General features: G+C 43.1%; 20 protein-coding genes. All 20 read right to left on the bottom strand.

Annotated features, from left to right (window positions below):
* Positions 1–52 precede the first annotated feature (52 nt).
* Positions 53–3,502: an immunoglobulin-like domain-containing protein gene (locus EP57_RS03430; RefSeq protein WP_036084269.1), complete on the bottom strand. Its 3,450-nt coding sequence runs from the start codon at positions 3,500–3,502 to the stop codon at positions 53–55.
* A 285-nt stretch (positions 3,503–3,787) separates the two neighbouring features.
* The gene (locus EP57_RS03435) at positions 3,788–4,231 is read right to left on the bottom strand and encodes an FAD synthase family protein (RefSeq protein ID WP_036084270.1); all 444 of its coding nucleotides are present in this window, start codon (positions 4,229–4,231) and stop codon (positions 3,788–3,790) included.
* Positions 4,228–5,046, bottom strand: a complete 819-nt coding sequence (locus EP57_RS03440) for a LicD family protein (protein WP_036084272.1) — start codon at positions 5,044–5,046, stop codon at positions 4,228–4,230. The genes EP57_RS03435 and EP57_RS03440 overlap by 4 nt, the downstream gene beginning before the upstream one ends.
* Positions 5,036–5,758 (bottom strand): CpsD/CapB family tyrosine-protein kinase, encoded by a 723-nt coding sequence (locus EP57_RS03445; RefSeq protein WP_241480701.1) that lies wholly within the window; start codon positions 5,756–5,758, stop codon positions 5,036–5,038. The genes EP57_RS03440 and EP57_RS03445 overlap by 11 nt, the downstream gene beginning before the upstream one ends.
* Positions 5,759–5,775: 17 nt before the next feature.
* Positions 5,776–6,471, bottom strand: a complete 696-nt coding sequence (locus EP57_RS03450; RefSeq protein ID WP_036084273.1) for a YveK family protein — start codon at positions 6,469–6,471, stop codon at positions 5,776–5,778.
* Positions 6,455–7,243: a WecB/TagA/CpsF family glycosyltransferase gene (locus tag EP57_RS03455; protein ID WP_052167528.1), complete on the bottom strand. Its 789-nt coding sequence runs from the start codon at positions 7,241–7,243 to the stop codon at positions 6,455–6,457. The genes EP57_RS03450 and EP57_RS03455 overlap by 17 nt, the downstream gene beginning before the upstream one ends.
* Before the next feature lie 17 nt (positions 7,244–7,260).
* Positions 7,261–7,926: a sugar transferase gene (locus EP57_RS03460; protein ID WP_036084275.1), complete on the bottom strand. Its 666-nt coding sequence runs from the start codon at positions 7,924–7,926 to the stop codon at positions 7,261–7,263.
* Positions 7,927–8,099: 173 nt separating this feature from the next.
* Positions 8,100–9,851, bottom strand: coding sequence for a class I mannose-6-phosphate isomerase (locus EP57_RS03465; protein WP_036084276.1), 1,752 nt, complete (start codon positions 9,849–9,851; stop codon positions 8,100–8,102).
* Between the two features lie 493 nt (positions 9,852–10,344).
* The gene (locus tag EP57_RS03470; protein WP_036084277.1) at positions 10,345–11,793 is read right to left on the bottom strand and encodes an ATP-binding protein; all 1,449 of its coding nucleotides are present in this window, start codon (positions 11,791–11,793) and stop codon (positions 10,345–10,347) included.
* Positions 11,794–11,925: 132 nt separating this feature from the next.
* Positions 11,926–12,801, bottom strand: coding sequence for a MurR/RpiR family transcriptional regulator (locus EP57_RS03475; RefSeq protein WP_036084278.1), 876 nt, complete (start codon positions 12,799–12,801; stop codon positions 11,926–11,928).
* Positions 12,802–12,904: 103 nt separating this feature from the next.
* Positions 12,905–14,365, bottom strand: a complete 1,461-nt coding sequence (locus EP57_RS03480; protein WP_241480702.1) for a glycoside hydrolase family 125 protein — start codon at positions 14,363–14,365, stop codon at positions 12,905–12,907.
* A complete protein-coding gene (locus EP57_RS03485; RefSeq protein ID WP_036084281.1) occupies positions 14,325–15,194 on the bottom strand; it encodes an ROK family protein in 870 nt (289 codons plus the stop codon). The genes EP57_RS03480 and EP57_RS03485 overlap by 41 nt, the downstream gene beginning before the upstream one ends.
* A 12-nt stretch (positions 15,195–15,206) precedes the next feature.
* A complete protein-coding gene (locus EP57_RS03490; RefSeq protein WP_036084283.1) occupies positions 15,207–17,636 on the bottom strand; it encodes a glycoside hydrolase family 38 N-terminal domain-containing protein in 2,430 nt (809 codons plus the stop codon).
* Positions 17,637–17,651: 15 nt separating this feature from the next.
* The gene (locus EP57_RS03495; protein ID WP_036084285.1) at positions 17,652–18,488 is read right to left on the bottom strand and encodes a carbohydrate ABC transporter permease; all 837 of its coding nucleotides are present in this window, start codon (positions 18,486–18,488) and stop codon (positions 17,652–17,654) included.
* A 2-nt stretch (positions 18,489–18,490) separates the two neighbouring features.
* Positions 18,491–19,381, bottom strand: coding sequence for a carbohydrate ABC transporter permease (locus EP57_RS03500; RefSeq protein ID WP_036084287.1), 891 nt, complete (start codon positions 19,379–19,381; stop codon positions 18,491–18,493).
* A gap of 75 nt (positions 19,382–19,456) precedes the next feature.
* Positions 19,457–20,704 (bottom strand): ABC transporter substrate-binding protein, encoded by a 1,248-nt coding sequence (locus EP57_RS03505; RefSeq protein WP_036084288.1) that lies wholly within the window; start codon positions 20,702–20,704, stop codon positions 19,457–19,459.
* A 601-nt stretch (positions 20,705–21,305) separates the two neighbouring features.
* Complete coding sequence (gene pgmB / locus EP57_RS03510) at positions 21,306–21,968, bottom strand: beta-phosphoglucomutase (protein ID WP_036084291.1); 663 nt, start codon at positions 21,966–21,968, stop codon at positions 21,306–21,308.
* Complete coding sequence (locus EP57_RS03515; protein ID WP_036084293.1) at positions 21,962–23,080, bottom strand: glycerate kinase; 1,119 nt, start codon at positions 23,078–23,080, stop codon at positions 21,962–21,964. The genes pgmB and EP57_RS03515 overlap by 7 nt, the downstream gene beginning before the upstream one ends.
* A gap of 23 nt (positions 23,081–23,103) precedes the next feature.
* Positions 23,104–25,287 carry a glycoside hydrolase family 65 protein gene (locus EP57_RS03520; protein ID WP_415820495.1) on the bottom strand — a complete coding sequence of 728 codons (2,184 nt, stop codon included), beginning with the start codon at positions 25,285–25,287 and terminating at the stop codon, positions 23,104–23,106.
* Positions 25,288–25,292: 5 nt separating this feature from the next.
* Positions 25,293–26,327, bottom strand: coding sequence for a Gfo/Idh/MocA family protein (locus EP57_RS03525; protein ID WP_036084296.1), 1,035 nt, complete (start codon positions 26,325–26,327; stop codon positions 25,293–25,295).
* Positions 26,328–26,369 lie beyond the last annotated feature (42 nt).

Below are 26,369 nucleotides of genomic sequence, written 5' to 3' on the forward strand. Positions count from 1 at the left end.
TTGAAAAACGAGAAAGAGCTTCTTATTGCCCTTTCCCGCCTTCATTTATTTTTTATTTTACAACTTCAATCGTTTTTGTATCTAGCACGTTGCCAGCTTTGTCTAGTGCTACGATGATAACTTCGTCTGTTACGGATTTAACTTTATCGTGAGAGTAGAACTTGAATTCGCCATCTGTGAATGTTCCACCTTTGTAAGTTGTATCGTTTACTGTTACTTGTACTGATTTTACTTCGCCTGTATATGTTCCTGTGATGTTTTTATCTGTTCCAAGTACTAGTTGGTTTGGAGTAATGGTACCTTTGATTACGTTCTCTGGTGCTGGACCTACTAGTTTAATTGTTTTCGTGTCTAGTAGTTTACCTGCTTTGTCGTATGCTGCCATTGTTACTACATCGTTTGCACTTGAAATTTTATCGAGTGCGTAGAACTTGAATTCACCGTCTGCAAATGTGCCGCCTTTGTAGTCTATACCGTTTACTGTTACTACTACATAGTGTACGTCATCTGTATATGTTCCTGTGATGTTTTTGTCGCCTGGTACTGCCATTTCTAGTGGTGTAATGCTACCTTTTGTGACTACTGGTACGCCTGTTACTACTTTCAGTGTTTTCGTGTCTAGCAATTTACCTGCTGCGTCGTATGCATGAATCGTTACTGGGTCAGTTGTGTTCTTGATTTTGTCAAAAGCGTAGAATGTGAATGTGCCGTTTGCTACTGTTCCGCCTTTGTAAACTTTATCGCCGACTGTAACTGTTATTTTTGTTACGTCTTCCGTGTATGTTCCTGTGATGTTTTTGTCTGTTGCTAGGCTGTATGTTGCTGGTGTGATTTTACCTGCTGTTACGACTACGAATTTCACTTTTGTTCTTGATAGTTCTTTACCGTATTTGTCATAGGCTACTGCGAATACTTCGTCGGTTTTCTTGATGTTTTTATCGTTGGCATAGAATGTGAATGTGCCGTCTGCTTTGACTGTTCCGCCAGTGTATTCTTTGTCGTTCACGAGTAGGGAAACTTTAGCTACGCTACCTGTGAATGTTCCTGTTACATATTTGTCGCCACCGATTAGGAAATCAGCTGGTGTGATTGTTCCGACTGTTGCCAAGCGTTCGTTCAGCAATTCTTGCGCACGGTTTAGATCTTTTTGTAGTGCTGCTTTTACTGCTGGATCTGTTACTGCATCAATTAGTTTTTGAGCTGCATCGATTGTTGCTTGTGTCGTTGTATCTTTGATTACGTCTGTCGATGGCTTATCGCTGTTAAACAATTCATTTACTGCTTTTAGCGCTGCTTCTTGGCGCGCTTTTTCGGCCGCTGCTGCATTACGTGCATCTAATAATTCTTGCGCACGGTCTAGATCTTTTTGTAGTTCTGCTTTTACTGTTGGGTCTGTTACTGCGTCTACTAATTTTTGAGCTGCATCAATAGAATCTTGTGTTGTTGATCCTTTGATTGCGTCTGTCGATGGATTGTCGCTGTTGAACAATTCGTTTACTGCTTTTAGTGCTGCTTCTTGACGGGCCTTTTCGGCTGCGTCTACTGCATTACGTGCATCTAATAGTTCTTGCGCACGGTCTAGATCTTTTTGTAATGCTGCTTTTACTGATGGATCTGTTACTGCGTCTACTAATTTTTGGGCTGCGTCAATTGCTTCTTGGTTCGTGATGTCTTTGATTGCGTCTGTTGATGGTTGGTCACTGTTAAACAATTCATTTACTGCTTTTAGTGCTGCTTCTTGACGGGCTTTTTCGGCTGCGATTGCTGCGTTACGTGCATCTAGTAATTCTTGTGCACGGTCTAGATCTTTTTGTAATGCTGCTTTTACTACTGGATCTGTTACTGCGTCTACTAATTTTTGGGCCGCGTCGATTGCTTCTTGGTTTGTGCTGTCTTTGATTGCGTCTGTTGATGGTTGGTCGTTGTTAAATAATTCGTTTACTGCTTTTAATGCCGCTGCTTGACGATCTTTCTCTGAGTTAGCTGCGTTACGCTCATTTAGTAATTCTTGGGCGCGGTCTAGATCTTTTTGTAGTGCTGCTTTTGTTGCTGGGTCTGTCACTTTATTGACTAATGCTTGGGCTGCGTCGATGGAAGCTTGTGTTGTTGTATCTTTGATTGTGTCTGTTGCTGTATCATTATTAGTGAAAAGTTCGTTTACTGCTTTTTGGGCAATCTCAGCAGTTCCTGTTGTTGTAATACGTTTTGCGTCTGCTAATACGAATTTAGTTTGGATATCGTTAGTAGATGAAATTGCGCCTGTTTGTACAATTCCGGCTTGGGCTGATGCTTGTACTACTTGGAATGTTGCATCTTGCCACGCTAGAGTTGGTGTTTCTGTTTTGTTTGTCGCATTAAATACACCGATTTCTGCCAGGTTGTTGAAGTTAATCGTTGTTTTGCCATATGCGGAGAATACACGGTTAGCGCCTGTTCCACTCGCATCAAGGTCTAGTTTACGCGGGTCATTAATGTTGATTGTTGCGTTTGCTACGGTCGTACGGATAATATGTGCTGTAGCTGCTGCTGGTTGTTTTGCTACTAAACTTGCATTGGAATTGATGGTGAAATTCTTTGCGACTTCCATCAAAGCTCCTGCTCCTACGCCAGTACGATTAATCGTTGTCGTGGAGTTTGTGTCAAATATAATGTTGGACATCCCCTCGACGAATAATTCAGACACAGTATCTATGTTTAATGTTGCATTTTTCCCTACTGTGAAGTCGGTTGTATTGGCTGCAGAACCGATTAGTTTGTCATGTTTTACTTTGATATTAACGTTAGCATTATCTAGAATATTAAGTTGTGGATTCGTACCATACAGTTGGAACGTATTGAGTCCGTCTGTATTATGATCCGCTGTAAAGTTTCCTGCGATGTTTACTTTGTTGGCACGAACCATTTGATATAGTGTTCCTACGTTATCGAATTGGGAAATGTTAACTGTATTTGTTCCTGTAAAGTTAGCTGTACCATAGGTGTTAGCGACCATTTGCGGGCCTACATAATCGATGTTTTCAAAGTTTTGTACAACACCTGTCACAGCATCGTGTACTTGGAATGTGGAGTAATAATGTGTCCCACGAATTTTCATATTTTTGATATTCATCGTCTTCATTTTAGAATTAGGTGCAACATAGACAGTTGCGGTATAGGATAGTAAGTTCAATTTACTCTCTGTGAATGTGTGCCCATTTCCGTTAATCGTCACTTCTGTTTTATTCAGATGAACATTAATGGGTCCTGTCATCGTGATGTCTGCTGTTAATTCGATGTTCGTAATGCCATTATCTTTTTCAAGGGCGTCCTTTAATGCTGCGAAATCGCCTACTTGTGTTGCTGCTTCAGTTGTTCCAATTTCGGAGCCTTCTGCTGCTGCACTTGTTGTTGGATAGACTGTTAACATTTGAGATAAAACTGTGACTGTTGCTAATGTGGCGAATAAGGCTTTTTTCACCTTTTTAGTAGGTAATACGTTGAATGGAATTTGTTTTTTTGTCATGTTTAATTTTTCTCCTTTTCGATAAGAGGGGATCTTATCCTTTGAATTTTGGGGATTTATATTGCTTAGAGAGGAATGATATTATGAGGAAATTGGGATTACAGTTAGCTTTACATTGCCGCCACCTCCTTTAAGTTCATGTTTCTCTTGGCTTAATTACAGTTTATCGTATTTTTTCGTCAAAATAGGATTTTTCCAATAAGTTCATTTTTAAAATCAATTTTTTAGACACGCTGGGCAAAATTTTAAAATGGAGAAGTATCCATTTTAAAATTCGAGCTATGATTAGGCGCTGACGACAAGTACGGTCTCTTGTTGGATTGTTTCTACTAGTTTGGTGGAGGAAACGCCTGCTGTGTAGTCAAAGTAGACAATGTCCACGTTGCGGCGTTTGAATTCGGCTTCTAGTTTGTTGAATGTGGGGCTGCCTTTCCAATCGTTGCCGTGGAACATGACATCTACATTGTGGTTGTCAATCATTTGTAATTTGCTTTCGTGGCTTGTTTGGGGAACGACTAAATCGACGTATTGTAGTGCTTCGACGATTTGTTTGCGGTCTTCGAATGGAATGACTGGGTTTTTCTGCTTGTATGCTTGGACAAATTCATCTGTGCTAACACCGACGATTAAGATGTCACATTGGGACTTGGCGTTTTTTAAAATATTTAAATGGCCGATATGGAAAAGGTCGAATACGCCTGTCGTTAAACCGATACGATATTTTTTCATGCCATGCACTCCTCGTTTAATTGGATTCGTTTTGGATTGTGGGTGATGCGTTTGCTTGCGGGGGGAATGTCCATGTAGTTCTTGCCATAGATACGTTCTAGTAATTGCGGGGTTTCGCGGGGGATTTTGAATAATTGGTCTTCAAAAGTGGTTTTTGATGGGGCGTCGTACATTTCTTTGGGCATTGTTTGTTTTTTGTAGCCGTATTGGCTGCCATAGTTGACATAGAACGGGGCGTCTTCACTTGTTTCGGTTTGCATATATTTAGTTAGTAGTTGGAAGACGAAGCTTGCGGGGATTGGTTTTGTGAGGTTTAAAATGGCTTTTTTCCACGCGGATAGTTGTTTTTCTTGGTTGATTTTTAGGAATAGGTAGTTTTTGATTTGTTTGATGAGCATGCCTTTTGTATGGAAACGGAATCCTGTGTTTGTATTGGCGTTGTCTAGCGGAAAAATGTCGATGAAAATGCCTTTGTGTTTAATGGAAGATGAGGCGCTTTGTTCTTCAAAAATGGTGCCATTTTTCTTGATTTTGATGATTGGTAAATAGTAATCGGGATCGGTCGTGCCATAGTGAAGGAAGAGGGATTCGGGAAGTTCGGTTTGGGCGATTTTCTGGAATGTTTCGAAGTCCTTGCGGGGCATTGCGATGTCAATATCGTCGTCCCAAGGGATAAATCCGTCGTGGCGAATTGCGCCAAGCAGTGTGCCACCAATGAGATAGTACGTCAAATCGTGTTTATCGCAAAGTGCTGCAACATCTACTAAAATGCTTAATTCTACTCGTTTGACTTGTTCTAAAACATTAGTCTGCATAGTAATAACCGTCCATTTTCATTTTATTGTTGTTGAAAATACTTCCGATAACATGCGCGTTCGCCGTCTGGAGCTTCTGGAGCGCCTTCTTGCTGTTTTCTTTAGACGAGTGATTGCTACGGACAAGCAAAATCGAACCGTCGACTAGCGAACAAAGTAATTGCGCGTCTACTACGAGCTGAATCGGCGGTGTATCAAAGATAATTTGATCAAAAATTTCATACAGTTCTGCGTACACTTGCTTCATTTTCTCAGAACCGAGTAATTCAGAAGGATTCGGCGGCACAACGCCTGCTGGCAAAACGTACAAGTTCTCGACTTCTGTTTCACGGATGGCTTCGTCAATCGTGACGCGATTTGTTAATATGCCAGTCAAACCATGTGATACTGCTTCTGGGAAGATTTTTTTCACGGTTGGCTTACGCAAGTCGCCGTCGATGAGTAATGTTTTTTTGCCTTGTTGGGCGAATACTACTGCTAGATTGGCGCAGATAAGCGATTTCCCAGAATCGGGTTCAGAAGAAGTAATCAAGATGGAGCGCATCGGCTTATCCACACTGGAAAATTCAATATTAGTTCGGATGGAGCGGAATAATTCGGAATGGGGTGATTTCGGATTGATTTTTGCGATTAGTTTTTGCGGCTCGTCCGTTTTTTGGCGTCTGTGGCTCATTTCTGATTGCTTCTTAGCTTTCGTTTTTCTGCTTTTCAATCTAACTCAACCTCTCTTTAAAGTGATTTCTGGCCGGGAATTTTCGCGATATTTCCAAGGAGTGGAATGCCTAACTCATCGAGAACATCTGATTCATCTTTAAATCTCGTATTAAAAATAACGCGGATAATCATGATTGCAAAACCGATAACCATCCCACCAGCCGCTCCTCCACCGATAAAAATAATCGAGCTTGGACTTACTGGTTTTGGATTTTCAAGCGCTGTTGCTTTCGCTAAAATTTCAATGTTGTTGACGTTCATCACGTTTGGTGTGATTTTTGCGAAAGACGCGGCGATTTCGTTGGCGATTTCTGCAGCTACTGCTTGATTAGGATCTGTTACGCTTACGTTAATAACTTGGGAATTATGCTCGCTGGCAACCGTGATTTTACTCATTAATTGTCCTGCGGTGAAGTTACCGTCTAAATTTCTCGCCACATCATCCAAGATACGCGGGCTTTTTAATAGTGCGGTATACGTGTTAACAAGTTGAATATTAGCCTGTACTTCTGATGTTTGTATATTGCTGTTCATCTCTGTCTGGGCGGACTGCGTGACAAGAATTTGCGTTCTAGCTTCATACATCGGCGTGACTAAAAATACAAGAGCTGCTCCAGCAACCATCATGCCGACGACTGCTGTAGATATGATCAACACTAAATGGCGTTTAATTATCGTGAATATCATTTTAATACTAATAGTTTCTTTCATCTTGACTCCTTCCAACGAAGCGATTTTCTTTCCATAACTTGATTTTCTCTTGCTTCACATGATTCAAAAAGCGTAAGTTGCCAAAAAAGTAACGGGAAAACATGCGGCGAGGTTCTTGAACGAAGCGATAAAACCATTCTAGTCCTGCTCGTTGCATCCATTGCGGGGCACGGTTTGTTTTGCCTGCAATAACATCGAATGTGCCGCCAACTCCCATCACGAATGGTACGTCAAGGCGTTCTAAATGCTCGCTTGCCCAATATTCTTTTTGCGGGCTGGAAAAGGCTAAGAATAAGATATCCGAGTCGCTTTCACGGATTTCATCAGCGATACTTACGGATTCTTCTGGTGAAAAATAACCGTTACGGAAGCCACCGAAAGACATGTCTGGGTATTTTGCGCGGTAATGGGTTTCGATTTCTTCAATCACTTCTTGTGTGGCACCTAGGAAATACGGACGGTATTCTTTTTCGTTACAGATATCGAGTAACTCTTCGAAAAGATCAATGCCGGTGACTCTTTCTGGGATAGGCTGGCCGAGGAGTTTTCCAGCAAGAACAATCGATGAGCCGTCTGCGTTGATTAACGGGGAACCATTGACGATATCGCGGAGCTTAGTATCTTGGTGCATCAGGTTGATTTTATTTGCATTAATGACGACATGTTGCGTCGGTTGACCTTTTTGAATAATATCTTCAATTCGGTTTAATGTTTGCGATAATGTTAAACAATCTAGATTACTACCAAGTATTTGTGTTCTCACGTTTATCATCCTTTCATTTTCTTGGCTTACATCCCGTTTCCTTTACTCGTAAATTTTTTGAATGTAAGTAGCAAAATCTTCATATTGAACAGAATAGAGCGTTTTTCTATATACTTTAAGTCTAGAGAAACCATTTTGTGGAAGTCTAAGTTGTTTCGACCACTTACTTGCCATAAACCTGTGCATCCTGGCGTAACAAGGAGTCTTTTCTTATCGTAATTGGAGTAGTTAGCATATTCTTGCGTAAGAGGGGGGCGCGGGCCAACGAAGGACATGTCGCCTTTTAAGATGTTAATAAATTGGGGAAATTCGTCGAGGCTTGTTTTGCGGATCCATTTACCGACTTTGGTGATTCGGGGGTCATCTTTCATTTTGAACATATGGCCTTGCATTTCGTTTTGTGCTTGTAGTTTCTCGAGTTGGGCTTCTGCATCAACGTACATCGAGCGGAATTTATACATGTAGAAGGTCTGACCGTTTTTACCGACACGCTTTTGTTTGAAGAAAATCGGTGCCCTCCAGTTTTCAACTTTGATACTGCCCGCGATAACGAGGAGGACTGGCGCCGATATGATGATTGCGAAAACAGCGGCGATGATGTCAATGATTCGCCATATTGCATCGTGTAACGGTTTTTCGTGTGCGGCTTTATACGTGGATTGGGTTGGAACTTTAAAATCTATTTTTTCCATTTATATTCACATCCTTTGTATTTGTGTGTCGCTTAATGTACTACTAGCATACCACCCCAAAATCCAGAATTCGTGATTTTCCAGAAATTTGACGCGCTTTTTCAGATTATTAGACATACAAAAAATAGGCCAGCTATTGATTCGGTATATCAACAGCTAACCTATTATGGAAGTTACATGATTCGGGCGCGTAAAATGGCGACTCGTTCACTCGTTCCTATATTTCTTATTCTAAACTTCTCGACTTGTGCCGGAATAACAAATGTCTCTACATAGTGTACTTCAAAAGGCTCGAACGCATTGTCCACACTTTCTACAACGACTTTGTCCCCTTCTACTAGATTCAACATGTTTACCGTTTTTTCGGAATTATCGTAGTCTACAAAATCCGTGAACCAATCGCGTTCGGTTCTGATTTGTTCCGTTTTATACAAGCCGGTGTGCTCTTTTTTATGTGTTTCGTTCTCTTCCATAAGCTCAAAATGATTCACTAAATTGTCCGCCACCCATTTTTCTGAGCGGTTCCAGTTGATGACTTTTTTACCGTGGTTGATGTGAACTGGCCGCGGCTTGTCGTCTAAGCCTAAACGTCCCCAATCCCAAAGTTTGAACGTGAAGATATAGGCGCATAAGCTAATTTCAAGGACCATCGCATTGGCGCCCGAACAATGCACCGTACCTGATGGTATTAAGAAATGGTCATGTTTTTTCGCAGGAAATGTATTGACGTACTGCGTGACATCGATTTCACCTGAACCAGTTTGTGCTACCTCCAAAGCTGCTAATAATGAGTCGGGCGCCACATCGTCCTTCACGCCTAAGTAAACAACCGCATCATCTTTCGTATCTAGTAAGTAATAACTTTCCTCCTGCGTGTAGTCCATACCGAATTGTTTTTTAATGTATTCCTTATTCGGATGCACCTGTAAGCTCAAATTTTGCCCGCCCATCGTATCTAAAAAATCAAAGCGAATCGGCAATTCCGCGCCAAATCGGCTAAACACAAGCTCCCCTAAAAGTGGCATCGGATATTTCAAAACCGCATTGATTGCAGGCGTCTCAATCCGCGTCTCACCAAATTGCAAATACAAACTGTTCTCTTCAGCAACCCCGTCAAACGCCCATGCAAGATTCTCCTGACCCGCGTCCAGCCCTAACTTCTCCTTCATCCATTGTCCGCCCCAAACTCCCGGGTCGAAATACGGAACAAAGCGAAACGGCCCTTGCAACATCTGCTCCAAACCTGCGCAATAATCCGCCCAACTTACCATTTTAGGCGCATCTAGCACATTTTCATCCACATAATAATCTATTTTGCTAAAAAGTTCGACCTTCAAACGATCCGCAGCACGCCAATCCAAGAAAAATCCCCGCTTATATTTCCGCAAAATATCTTCCTCAAAATTCGTATCCTGCCAATTTCCCATCTCGCCAGAACGCATCCGTTGCTGAATCTCCCAACGCGCGACATCCACGTACACAGTCAGATCTGCCTCCGCCGCCAAACTCGCCCCAGTTCCAAAAACGATGATTAGCCCATTTTCCAGCGCGGCAACCTCTTCTTGCAAGGCTCGCAATTTCTCTTTATCATAATAGTCCTCTATCTGGATAGCAGCCATTCGCCCAAAAACCCGATCTTCCGTAATTAACATCGCGAATTTGTCGCGAATATGTGGACCGCTAAGCGCAAAATCATCCGAACAAACCAGATTGGCCTCAGCAAAATTTTGCGTCAAAGCCTCTTTCAATTTTTCAATACGCGCTCCCGGATAGACTTCTATCGCAAGGACAGCTTTCTTTTTGGCAAGTTTAGCTGTAGCACGCGAAAGCTCTGAAAAAATAGCTTGGAACCCCGTCCAAGTCGTAAAATCACCTTTCACTTTAGTTGTAGGACAATGATCGTATGTCGTTTTCTCGTTACCCAATTACAACGCCTCCTTCCCTTCATGCCTTCAGTATAAGAATTTAAAGCGCTTTCTACAATACTTTTAGCAAATAGCGAAAACCATTTCCGCCGTACGAAAAAAAAGGAGGAGGAAAACGGGGCGTTAGAGGTAAAAGTGATAGGACATAGACGGTTCCATTTTATATTGTTTAACCTCCTAGTGTAAATTTTGCAAGCGACGTGCAAGCAAAGATTGGGGCTTGAAATCCTTCTTTCCTTGCACTTTCTATGACCGATTCTTTTACTTTTGCAAGCGACATGCAAGCAAGAATTAGACCTTGAATCGCTTCATTTACCTCCCTTCTATACACTTTCTACGCCTAATTCTTTTACTTCTGCAAGCGACGTGCAAGCAAGAAACAGATCTTGGATTGCTTCATTTCGCTTCATTTCTCCACACTTTCTGCGCTAATTTTTTTACTTTTGCAAGCGACGTGCAAGCAAAGACTATATTTTATTCCTTTCAAAATTTTTTAAGCCCAGTGAGGTATATATTTCATATATCTTGTTGATGTATTGGGATCAATCGCTTTAATTTTCCCTTCAGTGAGTGCCTCTTTAATAATTCGTGATGCTACAGAGTTCTTTGTATCAATCAATCCAAATCGTTCTCGTAACGTTTGATTAGACATCGCATCCTGTTCAACATATTTCAGACAAGCATGCATGTATGTTGCCTGTATCTTTTCCTCTCTTGTCATGTCATTAAGTGATTTATGTGCAAAAAGGCTAACTTTTAAATGTTCTTCGTACAGTCTAATTAATGGCGCAGGTAATTGATATTCCTCGGTTTCGGCAACTACTTTATCAATACCGCTTCCTCTTTCTTCGCAAATTCCCATTCTTCTCATTAAAGATGCCAATGCTTCATTACGCGATCTCGGTGGAGAATCTAAAAATCGCTCTACTTGAATCAGAGGAATGCCTGGATTAGTTATTTCCATTCTATTTTCGAATATTTCAATGGTGGGCCCAGTACCTGTAATAGTGAAGTCTTGATGTATTAGAGCATTGACTATCAATTCCCGTACTGCTAATTCAGGATACATCGGTACGTCTTTTCTCAAAGCTGTCCCAATCACTTCGTTAACTGGAAGTTGGTTGTTAACGTACTGAATCAACTCTTCAAATTCTGATGCATAGCCTCTATCTCCTAGCCGTTCATGCTGTGCTGCCGTCTTCCCTTTCCCTCTATAAATAATTATCCTTGTTGCTTTTCTATACAAGGTTTCAAAGTCTGCTAACTTATTTGCAAATAAGATTGCGCCTAAATTTGTAATCTCCCAATTCCCCTCATTTTTTATGAGTTTATCGCTTATAAAATTCTCAATAATAAGATCTTTATTTTCAGGTATTGCCAAATGAAGAAGTCTATAGTAACTCTCATAATCTAAGGCTGATAAAACTTCTTCTTTGTTGCCAACTATCTTCGCGATTTGGTACTCGAAAGGATTATTAGCAAAAGTAGACCACAAGTTTTTTTCTTTCTCTGGGAAATCCTTTAGTTTCTTTTTATAGGAACCTATTCGTACATACTCTTCTCCCTTAAACTTGATGGGCTGATAGGTGGCTTTTTCAATAATTAGAATAACTAACCTTTTATCCTCAAGTGTTATCTCGCTAAATTCAAAGGATACACGTGGAGATAATGAGTGCGCGAGCCAACTTTCTAAATCTTCATTTCCTTTTTTGACACTTGCTGGATAGAAGTCGGTCCCCACAATCGTTTTTGTCCCATCTTCTACACCCCAAATTAAAAAAGCTTGTGAAACATTTTTTAATGCAGCAGAATTACTCAGTGCGGAAATATACTCGCCAATAGTTTCAGGATTGGTATTATTAACTTTGAATTCAGTGACGCTATCTTCATCTAGTGATTTGATTTTTTGTTGAATAATGTTTGCTAAGTAGGTTACTTGCATTATGAATGGACTCCCTTCCTTCAGCTGTTTTCATTTTCCTATCTCTTTAGCTATATAGATATTCTATACTAGAATAAATGGAAAAGCGATGTTTAAAACAAACATTTTTTAAAGGAAGTGATTTTGTACCTACTAACTATCCTTCTCCCCATCCTCACTCCGCTTCTTAAAATAAGGCCTCGTCCGCGAAATTTTCGGGGCAATCGTTTCGTCGTACGTACTCGCATACACAGAATAAATAATGTCCATCACGTGCAACATCTCAATCCGGGAGGCCGCTGCAACATACCCTTCTGGATGCTCGATTTGCGCCACCGTAATATTGCATTCCGCGACTTGCGCCAAGCTATTGTCTTCATCCGACGTAAAGGAAATCGTGTACGCTCCCAATTGTTTCGCGATTTCTAGCGACGCAATCACCTCTTTTGTTTCCCCGCTATACGAAATCCCCACTGCAACGCAACCAGCATCCGATTGCTGCGCCTGCGAAATTTGAATATGCGAATCGGCGAAAGCACTCGTATTCTTCCCTGCACGCAAAAAGCGATACGAAAAATCCTGCGCGACCAGATTCGATATCCCACAGCCATAAAAATCAATCCGTTCTGCCTCATACAATATCTTCGCTAAATCTGTTACCAGCTCTGAATCTAGAAACTGAACACTTTTAATCATCCCGTTAATCGTCAAATTCGTGATTACTTCGCCAATTTCAATCGCCGCTTTATTCGGATAAATATAACCGCGGTTGTATACTTCTTGTTTTTCGAAAAACCATTTATGTAAATTCAGCACTAAGTCTTGTTTAAAATCGGTGTAGCCTTTATAACCAAGTTTCTTACACATCCGTACAATCGTGGCTGGACTTGTATAACATTCGTCTGCTAATTGCGTAATATGCATCGTTTTGACCGTTTCTGCATTCGTCACAATGTATTTGGCAATGTCTTGATAGGAACCCATCGACTGCTTGGCCAATGCTTGCAATTGTACAATACCTGATTTCATCGCTAAAACCTCTTTTCCTCTTAATATAACCATTATACAACGAAAATCCCCGCAATTATTTCAAAAATAACCACGGAGATATCCCATTCTTATCGAAAACAAGTTATAACTTCAATTTCCCAACTTCTTTTAAAATAAATTCGCAAAATATCGAGTTCGACCACGAGAACCATTCACGCGTATACACATTCGGATCATCTGCTAAAAAGCCTTCATGCGTCAGGTCTGTTCCCGCATCTGTCGTTTCAAATAAAGCTAATAACTCCTGACATTCGTTAGCATCTGTAGACGTCAAACCTTGAATCGCCAGCCCCATATGCCAAACATAACCCGGCGGTGTGTGCGGACTACCCAATCCTTTTGCAGCTTTTCCTTCAAAATAATACCGATTATCCGTTGATAATGAGAAGCGGCGCGTGTTTTGATAAATCGGGTCATCTATTTCGCAATATTTTATATACGGCAGGGAGAGCAAGCTTGGCACACCAGTATCATCCATTATGTTGTAATTGCCCAATCCATCCACTTCATACGCGTATATGTCACCATACGTCGGGTGTTCCACGATTCCAAACTTCTCGATTCCAGCTTGAACTTCCGCTCGCATCGCTGTTATCGTCGCCAGTAATTCCCCTTCATTCGGATAAAAAGCATCCACAATCTCCTGCAAATAACCAAGAATCACGACGGCAAACATGTTCGCTGGCAATAAATAACCATATTCACACGCATCATCACTCGGGCGAAAACCTGACCAAATCATGCCTGTATAGCCGACTTTCGTTCCACGGCCTTCATTTGGAAGCGTGTCCTGCTCAATCCCATTATCGCGAATAAAGAAGTACTCCGATTGTTCCTCATGATGCTGTTCCACACGAAAAACACGAATCAATTCCTTCACCGCTGCCAAAAAGTCACCATCGAACAAGTCCGTCCGCTTTGCCTGCTTCCAATAAAAATACGCAAGTTCCACTGGAAAACAAAGCGAGTCTAATTCATATTTTCGCTCCCAGCTCCAAGGATTTTGCCGTTCACTCCGATCAATCGCGCTCCAACAGTTCCCATCAGCCGCAAAATTAAACGCATTTGTGTACGGGTCCAGAAGAATGTAGCGGAATTGCTGGCGAATCACCGCGCCGATTGCATCGTATAATTTCCCACTTGGATCTTCTAAATTGAGAAATACGCGTAACTGACCGCCAGAATCGCGCAACCACATGGCTGGAATATCGCCTGTAAACAAGAACGCCGAATCATCTTCTTTTTGCACAAGCGTGGTTGTGATGGTGTTTAGCATACATTTACGAAACATCCGTTGTAATTTTTCAGAGAGGTTCGTGTTTTGTAGCACTTGATCCACCGATTCATCGATAAGTTGCGCAAGTTCTGTGTTGTCCCTTGCCGCTTGTTTTAAAATATTATCGGTAATCCGTCGCAGTCGTAAATACGTGTCGTCGCCCATTAGTTCCTTGTCTAGACTTGTATTTTTTAGTACATCGTTATCCAAAATTTCACCATTCCCTTCACCTGACGAGCATTGCGGCGCCATAAAGCCCGGCATCATCGCCTAAACTCGCGACTTTTAATTGAATCGTTTCTTTCATCGTGCCGTAAACCCGCTGCGCTACAATCGTTTTTAGTTCTTCGACCAGCCAAGGATTATGCAAAATTACCGCGCCACCGAGTACAAAAACTTCTGGGTCAATGACTTGGATAATCGATGTTAAGGCAGCTCCGAAATGTTGTAACCAGCCAGCGATAACGCGTCGTGCTTCTGGATGGTAAGCATCATAGTGTATGAACAAATTGGCTGCCGTCTTGTCTTTACCAAACAATACCTTGCTCTCTCTTTTGAGCACAGTTCCGCTACATAAATCTTCTAGCGTCCCGTTTTTCAAGCTCACATCCACAATCATATTCCCGAGTTCCGACGCGTGCTGGTGACTTCCTGCAAATACCTCGCCATCACAAACCAAACCACCGCCAACGCCCGTACTCACCGTAATATACTGCACACTACTGTACCCCGCGCCAGCTCCGATTTTCGCTTCAGCTAGTGCCGCCACTTTGGCATCGTTCATAAGAAACACGGTTTTCCCCGCACGACTCTCCAGTTCATCACGAATCCGAAAGCCATGCCAGCCGGGGAGATTTGGCGCGTCTAAAATAATGCCATTGTCCACATCAAGAGGTCCTGGTGCGCCAATCCCGATGCCCGACGCCAATCGTTCCGGGTCGACCGCCTCAATCATACGCACCAATTTTTCCAAGGCTTGCGTTGCACCTAATGTTGCCTCTGTATTGCTTTGTTCGCGCGCCACCAACTGATCAGCCGGATCAAACAAGCCGACTCGCATATTCGTAGCGCCAATGTCTATGCCAATTCGATACATCGCCTACACCTCTCATATATACATCGATAAAAAGCCTTGATTGTATGACTTACAAGCATCGACCGCAGCCTCCGCCTCACCTGTTGGTACCGTCGCAACCGTATAACGAAACTCATAAAAGCCCGCCAAATCCACTTTAAAATTCGTTTCCCAAAAATTATTCATCGCCCAAACATAAAGCGGCTCTGCGTTCTTGTTCTTGTCTCCGTGTCCAGATAGCTCAATCAGGTGATGTTTCAAATCGCCAAACACAAGTAGTGGCGTATCTTTCACAGCCACAATAAGTGACTTCTGTTCACCAACATAAGCCGCGCCTTCTTGTACCAAGTAAAATTCCTGATTCGTTTCTGGCAACTGATCAATCCCAGGTCGCAAAATACATCCCGTTTTATCAACGAAAAGTTCTTCTTTGACGCCCGTCGTGAATGGGAAGGAAATATATAAATTCTCAGGGTCCCAAACACTGTCCTTATGCAAACGCAATGTCACATCAATTTTTGGCGTATCACGGTAGACCTTCATGTGAATTTCATACATTTGCGTACCTTCCAAGTCGTACGTGAAAACAACCGTCGCGCTCACAGTACCAGCTTCCGCAACGCGAACGTCCCGCAATTGCGACACATACCGCATCGTGTCCACCTTCTTGCGATTACGCCCCATCGTGTGCCGCACTTCCCACGCACTCGGCTTCGTTTCCGTCCGCTCATAAATCCCGGCAAACGGCGCATGCTCCATGTTTTCGCGTAGCAACGAACGCCCGTCCTGCTTATCAATCAGCGAAACTATGCCTTGCGATTCATCCAGAACCATCGAATAATACGGCGTCTCCACCTGATGCGCATTGACACGCAAGCCCTCTTGCCAACCATCATACATAATATCGTTCACTTTATCCACCGCTAAGTAACGATATTTCTCCTTCTGCAATTCCTTTTTAGGTCGAATTCGCAAAATCCGTTCTTCCAAAGCGTCCAGTTCGATAACAACTTCCACTTCTTTCGCGCGCGCAATATCACGAACTTGTGACGGCAATACGTTCCCCGTCTGCTCATCCACAACCTCCATATTTTGCAGTAAAATATCAACCGCAACGCCCTCCACGTCTTCCCAATGCTCAATATACAAGCGAACACTATCCTTGCGCTTCGTTGCCTGCGGATTTATCACTTTAAACAATTTTTCCCGATCCGGCCGAATACTAACTTCCCCTTTATCCGCCAAAATGGCATCTAACTTAAGCGAAGCCAACTGATTAGCCCGAATCGCGTACGCCGATTTTCTGAAATCTAAATCATTGACGAGCGTTTCCCAAGGTTCCGATACCGATGAAGAATAGCCCCACGTGTGCTCCGCGTATAGCGTCAACTCATACGCCACGTCATCCATATACGCCTTATCCGCCGCGACAGCATCAGGCGCCAACTGCTTCCCAAGATGGAATTTTCGTTGGGCATCTTTATAATGCTTCACAACCGCAGGCGTCGAGCCAATCCCGTCAGCCCACCAATCATTCCAATCGCCACGATAAACCGGCAACTCATTCACCTGTTCCCGCAAAATTTCAAAAAAGTGGTTCAGCGTAATCATCTCGATTTCGATTTCATCGCCATGCAGCTCATTCCAAACCTTCACGCGCTCCAGAATCCGCCCATTCGGCGCACCATTATCCGTACTCATCCCCGAAATCATCACCGGCACAAAATGATAGTCATATTCTGCATCATTATCCAAGTTCTCGATATATTTATAAATCCGCTCTTCCGCAATTTTAAAATCAGCTACTGCCGCATTCGGATTGTAGCGGTCCTCCAATAAATACGTGATCCCGTGTTCCGGTACGAGACATAGCTCATTTCCCATATGATAATGATCCGATACCCACGTCAACACGCGCTCGCCGCTCGGCCCTTCCCACCAAAAACCGTTATGCTTTTTGCCAAGTGGGTACATCCCATGATGCGTATGAATACAACTGAATAAATTCTCAATCCCGTTCTTAGCCAGCGCATCCGCATAGCCCCAAGAATAGCCATTAATGTCCGCCGTCATCGCTGAATCAAGCGGTACCGCCAACCGATCTGCATAACTTCTGCCTTGCGCTAATTTGTAATTCAGCAAATCATTATCCGCCAGCTCTGTCATATTCAAATAGTTGAGCGAAATATCAATAAGTCCCGCCTGAACGTAGCGCTCAAAGCACGCAATATTATCTGGACTACTGTTCGCAAGGAAGTTCTCCACTTGCCAATAATTCTCACATACCCACCGAAAACCTTCCCACTCTGGATGTTTACCATTTTCAATATCCGTTAAAATATCGATGGCTTGCTGAATAAAATCCACATGATACCGCTTCAACTTTTCTTGACGCTCCGTGTAGCCAATGTCTGTGTGCGAATGGTGCAGTAAGTACAATGTCCATTTTTTTGATAAACCCATTTTTCAAAACACTCCTTATTTTGTAGTGACGATAAAGCCTTTTTCCAAATTTCGGTGTGAAAGTACGAATAAAATGATGGTCGGTATCGAAACAATGATGGCTGCTAGTAGAATCGGTGGTACTTTCTGAATTGTCGCCCCACCGAGCAATGAAACCGATGCCATTACTGGGCGTGCCGACTCGGATTTCGTTAACGTCATCCCGAACAGCAAATCGCTCCAAATCCAAGTAAACTGGAACAAAAACACAGCTGCAAGCGGTGCGCGCGCCATTGGCATGTAAATTTTGCGGAAAATATAGAAATCCGAAGCTCCGTCAATCCTTGCGCTTTCTAACATTTCTTTGGAGACACCCATCAAGAAGTTCCGCAGTACAAACACACTAAATGGAATAATGAGCGCCGCATAAATTAAAATCATCCCAAACCGCGTATCATACAACCCAACCTTATTATACGCTTTAAAAATCGGAATCAAATACACTTGAAACGGAAAAATAGTCCCACTATAAATCACGAAAAACCATAGCAAACCATGCTTAATTTTCAGTGTTTCAATCGCGTACGCCGCCAGTGCCGCCATGATAATCCCAAGAGCTCCGCCAAGCGCGCCGTAAATCATACTATTGAGAAAGCCCGAACCGAGTTGTATTTGTTGCGTCAAGTACTGCCAGTTTTCTGAAATCGAGAATGATTTTGGCAAGTCCCAAAAGTTCCCCGTGCTATATTCCGCAGAACTTTTTACAGCGTTAACAATAACGTAAAGGAACGGAAAAATCCATATAATCGCCAAGATAATCAGGACACCGTTGATGACCCATTTCCCAACGCCAGCATGTTTTGCTTCTACCATCTTTATTGACCCCCTTCTCTAGTGAACGTCTTCCTTAAGTAGAAAATCGAAATAACTAATATAATCACGGATAGCATGACAGCAATGGCTGACCCCATCCCTAGATGACTATTGGAAAACGACTCTTTGTACATCGTAACCGCCAATGTTTCCGAAGTTCGGTACGGCCCACCACCAGTCATGACCCAAATACTATCAAATGTCTTGAAACTGTTCACGAGTGACATGAGGACAACCACAATAATCGTTGGCTTTAGCAGTGGCAAAATAATTTTCGTATACAACGTAAGCCCAGAAGCACCTTCTAATTTCGCCGCTTCAATCGGCTCTGTCGGCATGTTCACCAGACCAATAATAAAGAGCAACATGTTCATCCCGATACCTTGCCAAATCCCCGCCCCAATCATAACGCCAGTATTGACATACGGTATATTCAACCAGTTCTTATCCAAATTATCAAAACCCATCATTCCAAGAAGTTGCGGCAAACCATACATTGATAGCAAGCTCGTCATAATTAAGCCAACAATAACACCCGAAACCGCATTCGGAAAGTAAAACAGATTTTTGAATAACGTTGAAAATGAACTTTTTGTAATAGCGATGGCGAAAAGCAGTGGCAAAACAACTGGAATAATCAAGCCCGCAGCTACCCAAACCAACGTATTAATACAAGACAATAGGAAATTCTTATCTTGAAAAACCGCAATATAATTACTAAAACCGACAAATTCAAAATCCCCTAAACCGCTCCAATTCGTGAAGCTAATAACCAACGTGAACAAAATCGATAAAATACAAAAACAAAAGACAAAGAGCACGGCTGGCGCAATATATAAATAGGTTTTTAACCCAGCTCCTCTTCTTAAGTTCGGCTTTGCTTGCAGACTCATACAGGTCACACCCTTCTAGTAAACTCATTCTAAAGCAAGAGGTGAGCAGTATTAAGACTCCCCCTTGCTTTTACATTATTTAAATGCGCTATCTGCTGCTTTTTGAATCGTGTTTAATGTATCGTCAATCATGGCGTCTGTTGGGTTGTAGAAGAACTTCCACAACTCGTCGGTAGCTACATTCACCACATCGATTGGTGTTGCTTCATAGTAGCGAATCATCACTGTGTATTTACTAGCATCCGCGGCTTCTTTTACAAAACCACCATTAACAGGGTCGTCCGATTTTGTTTGATCGGTATTAATAACGCCCGCTTCATCGACGAAGATTTGTTGCACATCTTTTTTGTAGAAACTTTGCAATACTTTTTTAGCTTCTGCGCTTTGTTTACTATTTTTTGACACGACGATTGGAGCTGCTTCGTAGAAAATAACTTGTTTTTGATCAGCAGTCATGGATGGTGCCACAAATACATCGAAGTCTTTGCCCGGTTCCATGTTATAGTCTTTTTTCAAAGTAGTAGACGTCACGGTTGGTTCGTAAATCATGGCGCTCTCATCAGATGAGAACATTTTCACTTGAGATGCTGGATCGACTGGATCGCCGAAATAGCCTTTTTTGATCATCTTTTGCCAGATTTTCATGACTTTCTTCATTTCAGGGTCGGTGTATTTAATATCCCCTTTTGTTAAACCGACGTAAAGATCAGGATTGTAGCTGGCGATGAGTGTTTGGAACCAGAGGAAGCTCGCCCATGGATCATTTTTCAGACCGATTGGCTCGACTTTATTTGCTTTTAACGTGTCACAAACTTTGATGAACTCGTCCCATGTTTTAGGTACTTCTAGATTATATTTATCGAAAAGATGCTTATTATATAAAATGCCGTTATAAAGAACGCTGTATGGCGCTGCGTAAACTTTGCCGTCAATAGTGAAAGCATCGGCAAGCCCTGGGTTCACGCCTTCTTTTTCATAGTAATCTTTCCATTCTTTCGTTAAGTCGACTACTAAATCGTTGTCCACTAGTTTTTTCAACTTATCGCCACTCCACCACGTGAATAAACCTGGCGCTTTGTCGCTATCAAGCGATTGCTGAATGGCCGTTTCGTAGGCTGTTACTTCTGTGTAACCAACTGTTTTGTAACCTACACCACCATCTTTTTTAATTTGGTCGGACATGGAATTCATGATACCAACATTTTCGCCACCCTTATCGGTATAAAACTCCACTGCTGAACTTGAGGAATCTCCGCCTCCGCCACAACTAGCCAAAAGCATTAGAACTGCTACTATACAACTGATGGATATAATTTTTTTCATGCTCAAACTCTCCTTTTTTATTGTTTTAAAACAAAAATATGATTAAATATTTCTATTTTTCCAATTTTATTCAATCTACATAGCTAATTTTGGGAATTATTATACCTTTCTCGTTTGTTATTTTTATTATAAGGATATACTATTAGTCGTGCAAGCGGTTACAGTCATTTCGAAAATGATTTTCGATTGCCGAAAAGAAGCTGACAAGTCTATCCAGTAAATTTTTTAGCTATTATTCAAATTAGAAAATGCCCACAAAAATAACCATCAACCGTTTGACCGAGCTTGATGGCTATCAATACAACAAGAGTCGTCCCCTTAAGACTTAAGACACTACTGAAGGAGGTCATGTTCGCACATGCCTTCTTTTCGTAATTACTATAACAATGACTTTATGGTTTGGGGAACGATTAAAAACTACCCCCAGACTCTAGAAAAACTATATTTTAAATAAAAACCTGTCCGTTCCTCCAAACCTCAGCGTGTCGACAAATGCCCAGATCCTAGGCAAAAGCGAGTACCGACGCGGAGCGTACTAAAGTACGTGAGCATCGGAACGGAGCTTTTAACGACGGAGATGGGCGTTTGTCGGCACGCTGAGCTACAGGTGGAATACTTTTTGGATTATAGCTAGCGTCAATTCAGAAGTGTCACTTACAAGTTCATCCGACCCAATCAGCCCTGTTCCCACACCGATTGCTTTCATACCTGCTGATTTAATCGCTTCTACACCAGCTTGTGCATCTTCAATTCCGACTGCGTTTTCTGGTGCAACACCAAGCCCTGCTGCTGCAACTAAGAAGATTTCTGGGTCTGGTTTTGAATGTGTAATTTTCGCTGCATCTGCCAAATAATCGAAGCTATCCGTTAAGCCCAGTGCTGCCAGAACCATTGGTGCATTTTTAGAAACGGAAGCCAGTGCGATTTTTAGGCCAGCTGTGCGAATTGCTTCTAATAATGAAGCGATCCCAGGCAAGATATCAGCTGGAGACAAATCTTTTAGAAGTTCCACATAATGCGCGTTTTTCTTTGCGGCTAATTCTTCTTTTTCGGCAAGTGTGAAATCTTGTTCTCGTCCGCCTTTTGCTAAAATTAAATCGAGCGAATCCATGCGGCTAATTCCTTTTAGCGTCTCATTGAATGCCTCGTCAATCTCGATATTTATGTCCGCCGCTAGTTGTTTCCATGCTAAATAATGAAAATGTGCGCTATCTGTGATGACACCATCTAAGTCAAAAATTACTGCTTCTAACTGTTTCACCATACTCTCCCTTTCAGCAGAACCGCCACGTTTCGGGCTGTCCGTTCAATATTTTCACGCGTTTTTGGCAAAATTTCAGCCAATGTTCCCGCCGTCGCAATCGTCGGAAAAACAGCATCAATTTTCGAATAAACCGCGTCAATTCCATCTCCAATACTACCACAAATACCGATAACCGTCGCGTTTTCTGGCGCGCAATTAGCCACACCAATCGGCGCTTTGCCAAAGATCGTCTGACCGTCCATGCGTCCTTCGCCAACAACAATAATATCCGCGTCAGCACACACTTCCTTCATCCGCAACTCCCGCAAAACAAGCTCGATTCCAGGCTCAAATTTGGCACCTGCAAACAACATCAACCCAGCACCCATGCCGCCACCCGCACCACTTCCTGGTAACTCACGCACATCTTGCTTAAAAATCGAATAAAAACCGCGCATCGCATTGTCGATATTCGTAATCTTCGCATTCGGCAAACCTTTTTGCGGACCGAAAATTGCTGCGGCACCGTTCGCACCACAAAGCGGATTCTCCACATCGGCAGCAATCCGAATCGTTGTCTCAGCAAGCCGCGCGTCCATATCTAGCAATGACACTGAACTAATATCGCCTAAATTTCCACCTAGCGCTGGCACTGCTTCCCCACGAAGATTGTAAAAATGAGCCCCTAGCGCCGAAGCCATGCCGATCCCACCATCATGTGAGGCGCTTCCACCAACACCGATAATCATTTCACGGACGCCGATGTCCAACGCATGTCGCATCAATTCACCGACTCCCGCCGTACTAACTGCGAGCGGATCACGTTTTTCTAAAGGCACTAAATGTAGACCACACGCCTCTGCCATTTCAATAAAAGCACGCGTTCGATCCGCGCTAAATGCCATTTTTGCCGTCACAGGTTCACCAAAAGGTCCAGTCACCTGAACCTCTTCCATCACGCCGTTCGATGCTTGCGCCAAAATCGGAATCGTCCCTTCACCGCCATCACCTACAGGCAAAAGTCGATAATCCGCATCCGGAAAAGCAGTCGCAAATCCTGTCTGTATTGCCTTTGCAACCTCCTGGGCTGTCAAACTTTCCTTATATGAATCCGGGGCAATGACAATTTTCATGTCTACTCTCTTCCTTCCAAAAATTAAATTTCTAGTCCTGTCGTCATACAGTGTTCTTTCCCAAAAACATGAATCGAAATCGGCGCTGTTGATTGTTTACGAATCGCAATATGATCTTGTTCTAGCGTGATTTCCAAACGCTCACCGTGCCATACAAAAGAAAAATCTAAGCGTTCCCATTCCGCAGGTAAACGAGGATTCAAATGCAGCTCGCCGTCCATAATCGCGATTCCACCAAAGCCGAACACCGTAGAAAGCCAAATCGCACCGAGTGACGCCGCATGAACACCTTCATCCGTCCCACCAGGAGCCGCTTCTAAATCAATCCGACACGCCTCTTCAAAAAAGCGGTACGCCAAATCCTGCTGCCCAACCCGATTCGCCACAATCGCGTGAATCGCCTTGCTAAGCGAAGAATCATGAATAGTATGCTGCTCGTAATAATCCAAATTATGCGACACAATATCTTGCGAAAATAAATTTGGCATCAAATAAAGCAACATCACAACATCTGCCTGCTTCAAAATCTGCATCTCATTCACTTCCGCCCGCGAATAATCCAGCAAAATCGCCTGTGACCCTTGCTTCTCCTTGTACCCCGTCAAATCAATTTCCGGCTTACTAAGAAACGTATCGTCCTGCGGTAGCAACTTGTCAGCATTCGGTTGTGGCAAATAAATTTTGCGTAAAAACGCTTCACACAGATCATAAAACGCCGTATGTTTCTGTCCATATTTCGACATAAAGCGCAACGTCTGGTACACATTTTCGTGCGCCAAGTAGTTCGTATACGCATTATTATCCACATGTTCTGTATATTCATCCGGACCGATTACATCTAATATAACATATTTCCCGTCCCTTAATACAGCCCGACTTAACCAAAAACGCGCCGTGTCCTGCAAAATTTTCAAGCCCTCATTCTCCATGAAAAGCTCATCTTGACTCGCCTCATAGTAACTCACAACAGCATGCGCAACATCCGCCACGATATGATGTTCTGCGATTGCCGAAGCCACCTTTTGACGTTTTCCAGTCCGCACATTAATCGCCGCAAATTCAGGCGTCTCTTCCTCACCGCTAAACGCACTCTCCCAAGGGAATAACGCACCTTGATATCCATTCTTGGCCGCCTTATCCCGTGCTTGTTCCAAATGCAAATACCGGTACCGCAACAACTTCCGAGCTTTCTCAGGATGATTATACAAATGAAACGGCGCAATAAAAATCTCCGTATCCCAAAAAACATGACCTTTGTATCCCTCACCCGTCAGTCCTTTAGCCCCAACACTAAACCGCTCATCATGACTCGGCGTCATCACTTCCAAATGATACGCTGCAAAATCAAGCGCTAACTGATCAAAATCATTTTTAGAAGACACCGTCACCCGATAATCCTGCCAAAATTTCTCCCAAGCATTTTGCGATTCAGTCAAGGCCTCATCATAACTTTTCGCCTCACGTATTTGTAACAATCCAAACTCGGCCGGATTCTCCGTTTCCAAACTCGTTGCGACAACGCTTACTTTTTCTACAGAAAACGGCTGATTTTCCAGTAGCTCCTGATTTACCGTCACAAGTAACTGTCTATTTTTCGCTGCAAAAGAACCAGGTTGGCTAATCATCGACGTCACCGCAATCCGCTGCTCACTTTGCGTCGTTGTATATTCCCCCTGCATCCACGTTTCACTGAAAACTCGCAAAGAATCTTCCACCAAATGCTGCGTCCCGAAGTTCGTCTGCTGCCCGTCAATTCCCGTCCGAATCAGCACCGTCGCTTCCCCCGTCAAACACGTCACAGCCACTTTTGAATACACCGTATGTAATTTTTTCTTACTAACAAACCGTTTAAAACAAAGTCCAAATCGCTTCCCATTCGGATGCTCCCAAACAAGTTCCCGCGACAATTCGCCCGTCGCCAAATCAAGCTCCCGTCTAAACTCGCTCACTTGTCCACTAAACAGTGAAAAAATAACACCGTCAAGCTCCATCCAAAACTGCGTCACATCAGGCAAATCCACCAAATCAGAACTCACTTGCCCTTGCGCTCGATTATAAATCCCCGCAACAAACATGCCACGCGTCTGTTCAGGATAATCCTCCTCAAACGCCGCGCGAATCCCTAAATAACCATTTCCCGTCGTCATCAAACTAGCATACGTATTAAAATAATGCGCATCTATTTTCGTTTCCCGTAACACACTAATTTTACTCATAAATATACACTCTCACCTTTTTCCGCCGATTCGTAAATCGCCTCAATCAATCGTTGTATTTGGTAACCTTGCTCAGCATCCGCCACCATCACATCCGCACCTAACGCCCGATTCACAAACGCTTCCATGCTTTTCACATGTCGTTCCTCGTCCGCCACATCCCGTTTCAAAAGCGTCACCAATTCCCCAGCCCGGTCTGTATAAACCTCCGCAGGAAACAACGTAGCACCCGCCTCATCACCGAAAAATTCCACATTCAAAACCGCTTCATCCTTCATTTGCAAAACAAAAGACGTTTCCAATTCTAGCAAACCGCCATTTTCAAACTCAATAAAAGCAAAAACCGCGTCCTCCACATCATATTTCGCAGGGTCCCACGTTCCAAACGTTCCTTCCGACTTCTTTGTCCCAATTTTTTGAAACATTTTGGCAGTCACTTTCTTAACCTTCGGAAAATCGAGAACGTACATCGCAGCATCCAGCATATGAATCCCAATATCAATCAACGGTCCGCCGCCTTGTAGCGCCTTATTCGTAAACGATCCCCAGCCAGGAACACCAGAACGGCGCAACGCCTTGGCTTTCGTCACATACACCTCACCAAGCATACCGTCTGCATAAGCCCGTTTCACCTCAGTCATATCCGTCGCAAAACGGTGATGAAAATCATAAGCAAGCGTCAAACCTTTCTCAGCCGCAAAATCACGCATCATCTTCGCCTCATTCGCCGTCATCGCAGGAGGCTTCTCACACATTACTGCCGCACCATGTCTAAGCGCCATCATCACATTATCAAAATGAAAACGATTCGGCGTACAAATACTCACCAAATCCGGTTTTTCCGTTGCAAACATCGTCCCCGCATCCACATAACTCCGCGCAAACCCATTCTGCGTCGCAAAATCCGCACCTCGTTTCTCGTCTGGATCAACAACTGCGACCAATTCCAAATCTGCCGTCCGCGTCAAATAATACGCCGCATGCACCTTCTCGGCCACCTGCCCAGCACCAATAATCGCCACTTTCTTCACGTCCTACGCCCCCTTTAAACACTGCCTCCAAAACCCATTTTT

This window comes from Listeria booriae (genome assembly GCF_000766865.1).
Taxonomy (GTDB): Bacteria; Bacillota; Bacilli; order Lactobacillales; family Listeriaceae; genus Listeria_A; species Listeria_A booriae.

What these genes read in the sequence shown, in the direction of transcription:
- EP57_RS03455 (WP_052167528.1), bottom strand. Translation starts at nt 7,243, where the DNA reads ATGATAAACGTGAGAACACAAATACTTGGTAGTAATCTAGATTGTTTA.
- EP57_RS03490 (WP_036084283.1), bottom strand. Translation starts at nt 17,636, where the DNA reads ATGGGTTTATCAAAAAAATGGACATTGTACTTACTGCACCATTCGCAC.
- EP57_RS03430 (WP_036084269.1), bottom strand. Translation starts at nt 3,502, where the DNA reads ATGACAAAAAAACAAATTCCATTCAACGTATTACCTACTAAAAAGGTG.
- EP57_RS03515 (WP_036084293.1), bottom strand. Translation starts at nt 23,080, where the DNA reads ATGAAAATTGTCATTGCCCCGGATTCATATAAGGAAAGTTTGACAGCC.
- EP57_RS03470 (WP_036084277.1), bottom strand. Translation starts at nt 11,793, where the DNA reads ATGCAAGTAACCTACTTAGCAAACATTATTCAACAAAAAATCAAATCA.
- EP57_RS03505 (WP_036084288.1), bottom strand. Translation starts at nt 20,704, where the DNA reads ATGAAAAAAATTATATCCATCAGTTGTATAGTAGCAGTTCTAATGCTT.
- EP57_RS03485 (WP_036084281.1), bottom strand. Translation starts at nt 15,194, where the DNA reads ATGTATCGAATTGGCATAGACATTGGCGCTACGAATATGCGAGTCGGC.
- EP57_RS03500 (WP_036084287.1), bottom strand. Translation starts at nt 19,381, where the DNA reads ATGAGTCTGCAAGCAAAGCCGAACTTAAGAAGAGGAGCTGGGTTAAAA.
- EP57_RS03440 (WP_036084272.1), bottom strand. Translation starts at nt 5,046, where the DNA reads ATGCAGACTAATGTTTTAGAACAAGTCAAACGAGTAGAATTAAGCATT.
- EP57_RS03480 (WP_241480702.1), bottom strand. Translation starts at nt 14,365, where the DNA reads ATGATGCCGGGCTTTATGGCGCCGCAATGCTCGTCAGGTGAAGGGAAT.
- EP57_RS03460 (WP_036084275.1), bottom strand. Translation starts at nt 7,926, where the DNA reads ATGGAAAAAATAGATTTTAAAGTTCCAACCCAATCCACGTATAAAGCC.
- EP57_RS03450 (WP_036084273.1), bottom strand. Translation starts at nt 6,471, where the DNA reads ATGAAAGAAACTATTAGTATTAAAATGATATTCACGATAATTAAACGC.
- EP57_RS03495 (WP_036084285.1), bottom strand. Translation starts at nt 18,488, where the DNA reads ATGGTAGAAGCAAAACATGCTGGCGTTGGGAAATGGGTCATCAACGGT.
- EP57_RS03475 (WP_036084278.1), bottom strand. Translation starts at nt 12,801, where the DNA reads ATGAAATCAGGTATTGTACAATTGCAAGCATTGGCCAAGCAGTCGATG.
- EP57_RS03435 (WP_036084270.1), bottom strand. Translation starts at nt 4,231, where the DNA reads ATGAAAAAATATCGTATCGGTTTAACGACAGGCGTATTCGACCTTTTC.
- pgmB (WP_036084291.1), bottom strand. Translation starts at nt 21,968, where the DNA reads ATGGTGAAACAGTTAGAAGCAGTAATTTTTGACTTAGATGGTGTCATC.